Source organism: Microcoleus sp. D3_18a_C4, from assembly GCF_036702415.1.
Lineage (GTDB): Bacteria > Cyanobacteriota > Cyanobacteriia > Cyanobacteriales > Microcoleaceae > Microcoleus.
Genome location: NZ_JAUBTI010000158.1, coordinates 1 through 10,904, shown reverse-complemented (window position 1 = coordinate 10,904; position 10,904 = coordinate 1). Strand labels below are relative to the sequence as shown.

The window sequence follows — 10,904 nt, the reverse complement described above, 5'->3', positions numbered from 1 at the left end:
CCACAAGCAGAAAATCTACTCTTTGTGGAACAGGCATCTTGCCTGTTCTTGAGAAGGTGTAAGATGTGAGTTATAACAAATAACAAATAACTAATAACTAACAGCTAACAGCTAAGAGCTAACAACTAACAACTAATCACCTCTTCGCGGAATTTATGGGCGCCGAAAGTACAATCAACCAGACCGAACAGCTACCGCTGGTAGTAAATCCCGACATTCTCCAGCAAGCAATCCTCTACAAAATTAATACCCGCATAAACGCTCGCGGAGAATTAATTTTCCCCTGCGTCCCAGGAATGCTAAACCACTATCTAAAGTCCATAGAAAATCTATTTAGCACTCTCGACAGACCCCTGCCCGAAGACCGCAGAGACGAACTCAGCAAGCTTTTAGCCACCAAGTTAGAACAAGGCTACCGCACCTCCACAGCATCGATGCTGATCCTGCAATACGAATCAGTACAGCCGCCGCAAACCGGTTTAGCTTGCAAAGTGATTGTTACTACCTCAAGTGTTGGAGAACAGTACAAAAGCTGGGTAGACACCAGAGAACCTCCGCTTTTCGGTTCTCATCCCGATGCAAAATTGATGGCAACGGCTGCTAAATTGGGCACGCCCGATCGAGTGCGGATTTTGGACGTGGGGGCTGGTACCGGCCGCAATACCTTGCCGCTGGCGAGATTGGGCTATTCTGTGGATGCGATCGAACTAGCCCCAGCTTTTGCAGAACAATTGAAAGCAGCAGTAACAGCCGAAAACCTTCCCGTGACAGTTACTGAAGGCGATGTGCTCGACCCCTTAATGCGGATGAAACCGGCCCGCTACCAGTTGGCAGTTGCCGCCGAAGTCATTTCACATTTTCGAGACAACGATCAAGTACGGCTTTTCCTCGCTAAAATGTGCGATTCCCTGTCTCCCGGAGGTCTGTTGCTGTTCAGCACGTTTTTAACCGTCGGCGACTACCAGCCTGATGCCCTCGTGCGACAAGTTGCCCAACTCTCCTGGTCTACTTTATTTACACCCCAAGAACTCGCCACCGCAATGGAAGGCTTGCCCTTAGTCCAAATATCCGACGAATTGGTGTTTGAGTACGAACGCCACCACCTGCCAGAAGGAGCCTGGCCCCCGACGCCCTGGTTTCCCAGTTGGGCCACCGGTCGAGATGTCTTCCCGATGGCAAACGCACGCCCGCCAATGGAATTGCGCTGGATTTTGTGTCGCCGAAGTTAAAAATTTTTGTCATTTCTAGGCGGACACAGCAACCACAACTTTATAACCGGCAGTAACAGTTTCCTCTGATATTTTTATTTCCACAGCTTAAAGCCGGCTCGCTGTTAATATTGCCCAGCCTGGACACAAAAATTTACAAAAATATATATTAAAATGTAAAGAGAGCGAAGTTCGATCGCCCCTGGGTGACAAACCCAGTGTGTGATTAGATCCAACGCTTGCCAACCTTTTATTTCTTGCGAAAAATTGGGTTGCTAATGGCAATCGGGCTTGAATAAAAGTCGATCGCCATCTCAATGGGTGCAACTAGAGTTAAGATCAATTCAACAAACCTATTCCTCCCGATAGATGACTTTTTAGGGAATAGGATTAACCAATAGATTAGCTCGCTAGTTAGCGATGCTGCTGAAAAACAAATATGCTTTTAACACATCCACTACAAGCGTTTGGAGCAATCTTCGGGCACAAACCTTCCACAAATAGATCATCCATCGACCACAAAACCAGTAAAAATTATTGGGAGGGGAATATTGAGTCCGCTGTAAACGAACAAATTGACTGGTACATCCAAGTGAAGAAGACGCTAATGAGTAACGCTAAATCTTCCTGCACCAATGAAGAGATTACTGCTTGGCTGCGGGGATTGCTGACAATTGCTTGGGCAGACGGCAACTTTGACGAAGACGAGCAAAAAATGATTGCCAATCTAACTCAGGATGAAGTACACCCGGTATCTTTTGAGGAGGGTTTTGAACCTATTGCCCCAGAGGAATTAGCCGGTGTGTTAGGGAAAGACACCGCCAAAGGCGAGAATTTTTTGAGGACAGCAGTCATGGTAGCTTTGGCAGACGGTACCTACTCGCTCAGCGAAGACGAGGTAATCTACAAGTTTTGCACAGCTTTGGGGCACAATGTAGAGGCGCTCGAAGCTCTGCGACACACCATCGAAGACAGCAAGTGCGATGATCCGCAGGGGCCCAGCAGCCAAATAGTCTTTGATGCCAATGTCGCCCCCGTCGCCGGAACACCCCTTTCATCTCGGCTACCTAAACCTCACCACAAAGATGTCCTGCAACCCGTCAAAGACTGGCTTGACGGCTGGGAAATTCACGACCCCAAAGTGGCACACTTTGTCTGTAAAATTATTCCGCCCCAGTGTCCGTTTGAGCGAGATGTCGTGTTATTTGGTCACAAAATCGTCCACATTCCGGCGATGTGCCAGATTAACCCGCTTTACGAACAGTTAGTCGGGATGCGCTTTCGAGCTCTCTGCTATTTGGCAGATGAATGTAAGGAAGATGTATCGTCATATTGTTAGTAGTCAGTTGTCAGTTGTCAGTTGTCAGTAGGCAGTTGTCAGTTGTCAGTTGTCAGTTGTCAGTAGTTAGTTGTCAGTAGTCCGTTGTCAGTAGGCAGTAGGCAGTTGTCAGTTGTCATTGGGAGCATCTCAGTTTTGCATTTACAGTGCGAGCGTCCCCGCTCGCGTGTACAATACGCGAGCGGGGACGCTCGCACTACAATAAAAAAAATGCTTTTTACAAAACAGAGATGCTCCCGTTGTCATTCTTGTGAAATCTTGGATTAATGACTGTAACTAAGCTGTTACGCATTTAAAATAGTATTGTATGGTGCGTCAGTCCGCAGCGTTTCCCTTGCCGGTGGAAGCTCAGAGAGCTGACGCACCCTACTGGTCTCGTTAGTGGTTTAAATGCTCCACAGCTTATTAACCAATGACTACTAATTAGTCCAAAATGCAAAAACCTGGTTTTTCTACGAAAAAACATCATTACACCCATCCCAGCCAGTAGAAAAAACCAGTAGAAAAACCAGGTTTATTCAGTTTTTGTCGGTAAGTCTTGCTAATATCAAATCGGCTTTGATAATACTACTTCAATCAAAGTTTTGGTACAATTTTAAAGCTTATACAAATTATTAAAAATCGCCGATTTAGGAGCCGGACACGGCATTGCCGTTTCCATACCGATGCTCGCGTACAATCTCTCGCTCTGAACTACTTTTAAACCTTGGTATAATTATAATTTTCGGGCAACTGTAAGTCGCGACTAAACTTGGCTGTCGTCTGCCAACCCGGACTAAAGGAAAAGAGAAATATGGTACTTGCATCTGGTATAATAATAACTACTGACCAATGACAATTGACAATTGACAACTGACAACTGACAATTGACAACTGACAATTGACTACTGACTAAATTATGCAATTTATCGATCGAGCAGATATTCAAGTCGCAGCCGGCAAAGGCGGCGACGGTATGGTAGCTTTTCGCAGAGAAAAGTATGTACCAGCGGGCGGCCCCTCTGGCGGGACGGGCGGCAAAGGCGGTTCCGTGTATATGGTGGCGGTGGAAAGCCTGCAAACGCTGCTAGATTTTCAGTACAACCGGATTTTTAAAGCCGATGACGGGAAGCGGGGCGCGCCGAAAAATATGACAGGTGCCGGTGGGGACGATCGCACGATCGAAGTTCCCTGCGGTACAGTAGTTTACGACGCGGAAACTCAGGCAATCTTAGCAGATTTAGTAACGCCCGGACAGACTTTTTGCGTAGCCAAAGGTGGCAAAGGCGGTTTGGGAAACAAGTGTTTTCTAACCAATTCTAACCGCGCTCCAGATTATGCGATGCCGGGAAAAGAAGGAGAACACAAATTTTTGCGTTTGGAATTGAAGCTATTAGCTGAAGTGGGAATTCTGGGGATGCCCAATGCTGGCAAATCCACCTTAATTTCAGCTTTATCTGCGGCTCGCCCCAAGATAGCAGATTATCCGTTTACAACTTTAGTCCCGAATTTGGGCGTAGTCAGAAAACCGACCGGCGACGGTACTGTTTTTGCAGACATTCCGGGATTAATTGAGGGGGCTCACGAAGGCGCGGGTTTGGGTTACGAGTTTTTGCGGCACATCGAACGAACTCGGTTGTTGCTGCATCTGATTGATATTACGGATGAAGATCCGATCGCCAATTATGTCACAATTCAGGAAGAATTGAAGGCTTACAGACGTGGTTTAGCCGATAAACCGCAGATTTTGGCTTTTAATAAAGTAGATGCGATCGATCTTGAAAGCGAAGAAATCGGTAATTTAATCAGCAGACTTAAAGAAATTAGTGGCGTTCCGATTTTGTTAATTTCCGCCGTTAGTAGAGTTGGATTGGATGAATTGATGCAGCAAGTTTGGCAGAAACTCGACGAGATGAACGAAAAAGAGGCTGCGGAACAGTTAGCAGTGGTGAGTGTTTAATCGCTTTCCGGTTCCTGGAATTTCCGTGAATGGCTAGGTGTTTTTTTGAGGGGGTCAAATCTTTCGGCTGTATGGCTTGTGCGGCAAGGGTTTGAGCCTCTATGCTGAAAAAATCGATTCACGGAAAGGCTGAAATTATTGCTGTGTATAGCTTTGATGGTTGTTGAAAATTTTGTCTCTTGACAGGGCGGTGCCTGAAATGATATTTTGTAGATGGTTCACGGAACTGTACCTTGAAAACTAAATACTGTAAGGCTTCTGGCACGGGCGGCCGGAATCAACCTAAACCCCTATCAGGGATTGAAACTTTTTGCGGCCCGACGGTACAGCAATCACCCACCAAGAGCCGGAATCAACCTAAACCCCTATCAGGGATTGAAACCTGGTGCCGGGTGCTGTTGAGAAAAAAGGAAACGCCGGAATCAACCTAAACCCCTATCAGGGATTGAAACGCAAATATTGGGCTTCCACTTCTGTAGCGATGATGTGGAGCCGGAATCAACCTAAACCCCTATCAGGGATTGAAACGCAGCGGTTTGAAGTTGCAGCAATAATGCAACTCGGCCGGAATCAACCTAAACCCCTATCAGGGATTGAAACACAAGGCCAAACTCAAAAACGCCGCCGACTTTATCCTGGATCGCCGGAATCAACCTAAACCCCTATCAGGGATTGAAACGGCTTTGGGTAATTGAGGATTATGATAATTTGCAGAGCCGGAATCAACCTAAACCCCTATCAGGGATTGAAACTTTTTGCGGCCCGACGGTACAGCAATCACCCACCAAGAGCCGGAATCAACCTAAACCCCTATCAGGGATTGAAACGTAAAAGTAAAAAGAGAAAAATCTTGCAATCCCCGCCGGAATCAACCTAAACCCCTATCAGGGATTGAAACCAGAAAAATACTTGCTGACTAGAGCATCAACGGTGTAAGCCGCAATTAACCTAAATCCCTATTAGGGATTGATATCGTTTCCAGTTGGATTGGAATTTTTAACCGCAGAGGACGCAGAGAACACAGAGAGAGATAAGAGAGATGAATAATTTCAATGCTAACGGATTTGATATAGCTCATGCTGCTGTCTGTAAGCGTTTGTAGGCGTGAGCTTTGGCTAAACGCACCCAATGTTCTAACAGCAAATAGCGATCGAGTTCGACTTCCTCTCTGGCCGAAATAGTGCCGGATTTATTGCGATCGAGCAGTTGGCTCATGCGGGCTTGCAACGCAGGTGTGGGGGGGATTGCGAGGATTTCTTCTGGGCTGGGTTGACTGGCTAGCAGTTCCACTATTTGGCGATCGTCTTGGTAGGGGATGGTTTCTGCGGGGGCGAGTTCCCGAAGTGCGCGATCCAGGGCTTCCGGGAGACGATCGCCCAATTGTTGCAGTTTTTCGCCGAGGATATCGGGAACTTCTAGGATAATTTGCATTAGTGCTGATGTGAGGAGGGGAATTCCCTTGATTGTAACAAAGGGAAAAAATGCCGTTAGCTTAAATCCCGATCGGGGTATTGAAGCTGCATAGCCCGGTATTTGCACAGTTGTTCACAATGGAGATAACTGGCGAATTGGCCCATTGTAATCAACTCTGATTCGGCCATCTTGAGAAACCGTAACAACCGTTTCTACAGTATAGACAGACGAACCAGGCTTGTTACCCTTAAAAGTAAAAGTCCAAGTTCCATCGCCATTGTCAACAAACGGCGAGTCCTTAGAAGTACCGTGCATAGAAGCTTCAGCTCGATAGTTGCCTAAACCCCCATTAGCAATTTCTGCAGCTTGACGGGCTAAGTTTTTTGCCCGATTGAGTTCGATATTATTGTTGATCACTCTCACGCCGTCGGTTTCATATTCAGGAGCAGGATTAGCATTACTCAAGGTGGGGGAAACTCCAACGGCTAAAATTGAGAGCGCTACTAGACAAGCAAGGCGGATGTTTAGTTTCATCATACAAACTGATTTAGAGTTTGATAAAGTCTACAACACTAGCCGGAAAAAACCCGGTTGAATTTTCAATTTTTAATTTTCACTTTTGAATCGGCTGGCGTTTCCCCACCGTACAAATAGCGGTAACTCATCCGAGAAATCTCCCGAATCAATGTTTGAGCTGGCTTCTCCGTTTCCGGTGAATGCTTCACCATCACCGCCACCAAATAACGCTTACCATTCGGCAAATCCACCATACCCGCATCCGCAAGAATTGTATCAATGTTGCCGGTTTTGTGAGCAATAATTGAACCTTCGCCTAAACCTTTCGGCAGCAAAGAATCATTTCTAGTTTGTCGCATGATTTGCAAAATACGATCGCGCGATTTCACCGATACCAAATTACCCCGATCGATCTGGGCTATGATATTAATCAAATCCTTCGGACTGGTAGTATTAGTTCCCTCCAAATCTGGCAAATTATTACGCAGAACCGTGGTACTCAAACCCCAATTTGCAAAATGCTGATTCAAAACCTCAGCACCTCCCAACAACTCAATCATCATATTTGTCGCCGTATTGTCACTGACAACAATCATCTTTTGGGCAACTTCCAAAGCCGAATACTTCTTGCCCGGAGAGTCGTCTTGCATATCCCCAGAACCGCCCACAATGTGTTCCGACTTCAGCGTCAGCGTCTGATCTAACTGCACTTTGCCCTCATCGACTGCTTGGAAAAAAGCTACTAAAATTGGCACTTTAATCGTGCTAGCTGAAGCAAAAGCAGTATCGCCATTAAAATTTAGGTAGCTTCCAGTATCTAAATCGACTAGAAATATTCCGGCTGTCAAACTAGGATTTTCTGTTGCTAAAACCTGAACTTGCGTTTTCAAAGCTCCTAATTCTTGATTCAGTTGCAGCACTTCTGGGGCTGCAGGTGCCGCAGATGCGCTATCGGCTGGGTTGTTCTGCCCTGTGGTGGTTTGTTCTTCTGCCGCTACAGTGGATGCTCGACTCACAGCATTCACCACCGACAGCAGCGTACCGCAAATCACCGCTATCCCAACTCCCAAAATCAGCAAGCGAGTAGCATACACCAACGGCGGCACGCTCGCAGATGCTGGTCGTTTACCCGGCTTCTGGCTCGCTTGTGGGCGCGGTTTAGGCACGGGGGGTTTTTTGGCATCTGGGGGGATTACCGTGTCTGGAATGCGAACAGGGGGCGAACTGGGACGACTTCCACGGGTGGTAGGGGGAGTGGCTGTTGGGGGCTGGCTGTTGGGATTGCTGGCGATCGAACTCACATTTTCCCGCTCCAGATTCGGGTTCGGAAACTCGAACATATCGACAGCAGCGAGACCTTTTTTGCCGGGTTGGCGAGTTTTCGACGGGGGAATCTTGCTGACTCTGGGTTTTCTGGGGTTAATGGCCGATCGAGGATCGGATAAAAAGTCTTGTGTAGTAAATTCTTCCGAAGATGTGGGAGAATTGGCTCCAATTCTGCTGCCGCGGCTTTGTTGCGGTGGCAAAGTCGCAGGTTCGGGCGATCGAATTTCTGAATTGCCGTTTTGCGGTTGCGAAGGGCGGCGACGGCCCGAGTTGCCAGACTGACTTGCTTTGCCTGACTTAGGCTGCTTTGAGCCGGAGTTGGCAGAGGATATCGAGGATATCACCGATAATATCGACCCTTTGGGAAACCGCTCTGCCACGTCTTACTCCTTCATCACTACTGTAAATTTCAAGTTTAAGATTTTTCAGCTTGTCAGCCAATCAATTTTAGATTTTAGATTTTAGATTTTAGATTTACCCCAGACGCTGCATGGTATCAGCAACCGGGTTTATTGCCCGCAAATTATCGCAAAGCTTAGGTTTTTAGTCAAGAAACCCTGTTATGAAGGTGACAAGTGGGTAAAGGAAAGTTCTGTGTGAAAAAAATCCTCAATCTCACATCCCCAATTATCAGCCTTTCTCCTAGCTATCCGTTGGATTTTCCGGCAACGCCCCATTCAGAGTATCAGAATTTGCCTCTCGTGGGTAACTTTTGATTGCCCATTCTGTTTGGCGAAGGACGCCCCGCAGCATGGCGACTTCATCCACTGTCGGATAAGCCCTGTTGTACAAACGCCGAAATTTTTCCATCCGGCTTGCTGCTGTGTGCGGCTGCAAATATCCTATTTTGAGTAACAGCGTTTCTAGTTGCTGGTAATATCCCTCTAAATTTTCCAAGGGAGCCGATTCCTTTTGGCCACTGACAACTGACAACTGACAACTGACAACTGACTTGTATAGTTCGTAACAGCAGATAGCGACGGCTTGGGCGAGATTTAGAGATGTGTAGGCATCGCTGCTGGGAATGCGGATCAGGCGTTGAGCGCGGTTTAATTCGGCATTGGTCAAGCCGCAGTCTTCTCGGCCGAAAATGAGGGCGCTGGGGGCTTCTAGGAGCCAAGGCAAGGCCTCTGCGGGTTCTTCTAGTTGTGTTGGCAACGATCGACTATCATCCCCTGTAGTTGCGATCGCTCTGACACACCCAACCAAAGCAGCCGGCAAACTCTCCACTACTTTGGCCGTTTCCAATATGTCGGCGGCGCGAACAGCCATCAGTCGGGCTTCTTCCCCTAAATAATCGCATTGGGGATTTACCAAAACTAATTGGTGCAAACCCATATTTTTCATGACGCGGGCAACAGAACCGACATTCAATGGGCCTGCAGGTTCGACTAAGACTATTCGGATGTTGGCGCCGGCCGTTTCGAGCATTTTTATTTGGGGAGGTGTTTGGCAGAAATTAGGTTGTTTCCTTAGCAACAGGCTTTCCGGCCTGTTCCACAATCAAATTTAACTCTTGTGGAACAGGCCTCAACCACAGGCAAGATGCGGGTTGTTTCCTCAGCAACAGGCTTTCCGGCCTGTTCCACAATCAAATTTAACTCTTGTGGAACAGGCCGGAAAGCCTGTTCATAATCGCAAGATGCCTGTTCCACAATCAAATTTAACTCTTGTGGAACAGGCCGGAAAGCCTGTTCATAATCGAAAGATGCCTGTTCCACAATCCAATTTAACTCTTGTGGAACAGGCATCTTGCCTGTTCCTAAAAATGGTACAAGATGTGAGTTAGTTAATCTATTGTCAAAATTAGCATGGCTAAGCAACGATCGAAATCTGATTTACCGACAAAAATGTGCCCAGTGTGCGATCGACCTTTTACTTGGCGCAAAAAATGGGCCGACTGCTGGGATGAGGTCAAATACTGCTCCGAACGTTGTCGTCGCCGCCGTTTGGCCGCTTAAGATTAAGAATTTAGGGTAATTTGCTCGATCGAAGCTAAGATTGCAAAGGAAAAATTTTAGGTTAAAAAGTATGGCATCGCAACAGGTGCAACCAAAGCTAGTTATTCACGGCGGTGCCGGCAGTTCTCTACACAGTAAAGGCGGAATTGAGGCGGTGCGGAAATCGCTTTACGATGTTTTGGAGGAAGTTTATCCGCTGCTGAAAGACGGTGCAAGTGCCGTAGATGCAGTGGTGCGGGGCTGCCAATTGTTGGAAGATGACCCGCGATTCAATGCCGGTACTGGTTCTGTAGTGCAGTCGGACGGTCAAATTCGGATGAGTGCTTCGCTGATGGATGGTTTGATGCAGCGTTTCAGCGGGGCGATTAATGTTTCTCGCGTTCAACATCCGATCGAACTTGCTCAATTTTTGCAGCATTCGGACGATCGAGTTCTCTCGGATTTTGGTTCGGCGGAATTACTGCGAGAACTTCAATTGCCGATTTACGATCCGATGACGGATTTGCGTTTGCACGAGTGGATGCAGGAACGCCAAGGCAATTTTAGCAAAGCAATGGCTGACGTGGTTGCCGAACCGGCCGGTGTGGGTACGATCGGAGTCGTAGCTTTGGATGTGCATGGACGCTTGGCTGCTGGGACTTCGACAGGTGGCAAGGGTTTTGAGCGCATCGGGCGGGTTAGCGACTCGGCGATGCCGGCGGGAAATTACGCGGCCCAAAGTGCGGCGGTAAGCTGTACGGGGATTGGCGAGCACATTATGGACGAGTGTTTGGCCGCGCGAATTGTGATTCGGGTAACGGATGGTTTGAGTTTGAAAACTGCTTTTGAGCGTTCTTTTGCTGAAGCTGACGAACGTCAACGGGATTTTGGCGCAATTGGAATTGATGCTAGCGGGGCGATCGCTTTTGGCAAAACTAGCGAGGTGATTTTGGGTGCTTTTCACAACGGTATGCAAATGGGCGATACTTTGGAAATGAGCAAGGGAACGCTGATTTTTCTTGCTTAAAAAGCCGATATAAATTGTCAGTCTGCGGTTCAGATACCTCACATCTTGCACCATTCTCAAGAACAGGCAAGATGCCTGTTCCACAAAGAGTGAATTTTCTTGTGGAACAGCCATCTTGCCTCACATCTTGCACCATTCTCAAGAACAGGCAAGATGCCTGTTCCACAAAGAGTGAATTTTCTTGTGGAACAGGCAT

Annotated in this window: 10 protein-coding genes and 1 CRISPR repeat array; of the genes, 5 read left to right on the top strand and 5 right to left on the bottom strand. The window is 47.4% G+C overall.

What is annotated here, in order from left to right; genetic code table 11:
• The first annotated feature begins 155 nt into the window (after window positions 1–155).
• The 3 genes from QUB16_RS31790 to obgE all read left to right on the top strand — a co-directional run bounded on the left by QUB16_RS31790 (window position 156) and on the right by obgE (window position 4,486).
• Window positions 156–1,229, top strand: coding sequence for a class I SAM-dependent methyltransferase (locus tag QUB16_RS31790; protein WP_333322266.1), 1,074 nt, complete (start codon window positions 156–158; stop codon window positions 1,227–1,229).
• 418 nt (window positions 1,230–1,647) lie between these two features.
• On the top strand, window positions 1,648–2,547 hold the full coding sequence (locus QUB16_RS31785; RefSeq protein WP_333322265.1) for a Mo-dependent nitrogenase C-terminal domain-containing protein: 900 nt from the start codon (window positions 1,648–1,650) through the stop codon (window positions 2,545–2,547).
• Between the two features lie 898 nt (window positions 2,548–3,445).
• Window positions 3,446–4,486 (top strand): GTPase ObgE, encoded by a 1,041-nt coding sequence (gene obgE, locus QUB16_RS31780; protein ID WP_333322263.1) that lies wholly within the window; start codon window positions 3,446–3,448, stop codon window positions 4,484–4,486.
• A 270-nt stretch (window positions 4,487–4,756) separates the two neighbouring features.
• Window positions 4,757–5,459: direct repeats of the CRISPR family, unit length 37 nt; unit sequence GCCGGAATCAACCTAAACCCCTATCAGGGATTGAAAC.
• A 101-nt stretch (window positions 5,460–5,560) separates the two neighbouring features.
• Here obgE and QUB16_RS31775 read toward each other — a convergent pair.
• The 5 genes from QUB16_RS31775 to QUB16_RS31755 all read right to left on the bottom strand — a co-directional run bounded on the left by QUB16_RS31775 (window position 5,561) and on the right by QUB16_RS31755 (window position 9,492).
• Window positions 5,561–6,025, bottom strand: a complete 465-nt coding sequence (locus QUB16_RS31775) for a hypothetical protein (RefSeq protein ID WP_333322261.1) — start codon at window positions 6,023–6,025, stop codon at window positions 5,561–5,563.
• Window positions 6,026–6,031: 6 nt separating this feature from the next.
• Window positions 6,032–6,436: a hypothetical protein gene (locus tag QUB16_RS31770; RefSeq protein WP_333322259.1), complete on the bottom strand. Its 405-nt coding sequence runs from the start codon at window positions 6,434–6,436 to the stop codon at window positions 6,032–6,034.
• A 62-nt stretch (window positions 6,437–6,498) separates the two neighbouring features.
• A complete protein-coding gene (locus QUB16_RS31765; protein ID WP_333322257.1) occupies window positions 6,499–8,121 on the bottom strand; it encodes a serine hydrolase in 1,623 nt (540 codons plus the stop codon).
• 262 nt (window positions 8,122–8,383) lie between these two features.
• Entirely contained in the window at window positions 8,384–9,172 is a 789-nt protein-coding gene (locus QUB16_RS31760; RefSeq protein ID WP_333322256.1) for an RNA methyltransferase, read from the bottom strand.
• Between the two features lie 41 nt (window positions 9,173–9,213).
• The gene (locus QUB16_RS31755) at window positions 9,214–9,492 is read right to left on the bottom strand and encodes a hypothetical protein (RefSeq protein WP_333322255.1); all 279 of its coding nucleotides are present in this window, start codon (window positions 9,490–9,492) and stop codon (window positions 9,214–9,216) included.
• 1 nt (window position 9,493) lies between these two features.
• Here QUB16_RS31755 and QUB16_RS31750 point away from each other — a divergent pair, with 1 nt between their 5' ends.
• Window positions 9,494–9,721 (top strand): hypothetical protein, encoded by a 228-nt coding sequence (locus QUB16_RS31750; protein WP_445251183.1) that lies wholly within the window; start codon window positions 9,494–9,496, stop codon window positions 9,719–9,721.
• Between the two features lie 51 nt (window positions 9,722–9,772).
• Window positions 9,773–10,708, top strand: a complete 936-nt coding sequence (locus QUB16_RS31745; RefSeq protein WP_333322253.1) for an isoaspartyl peptidase/L-asparaginase — start codon at window positions 9,773–9,775, stop codon at window positions 10,706–10,708.
• Window positions 10,709–10,904 lie beyond the last annotated feature (196 nt).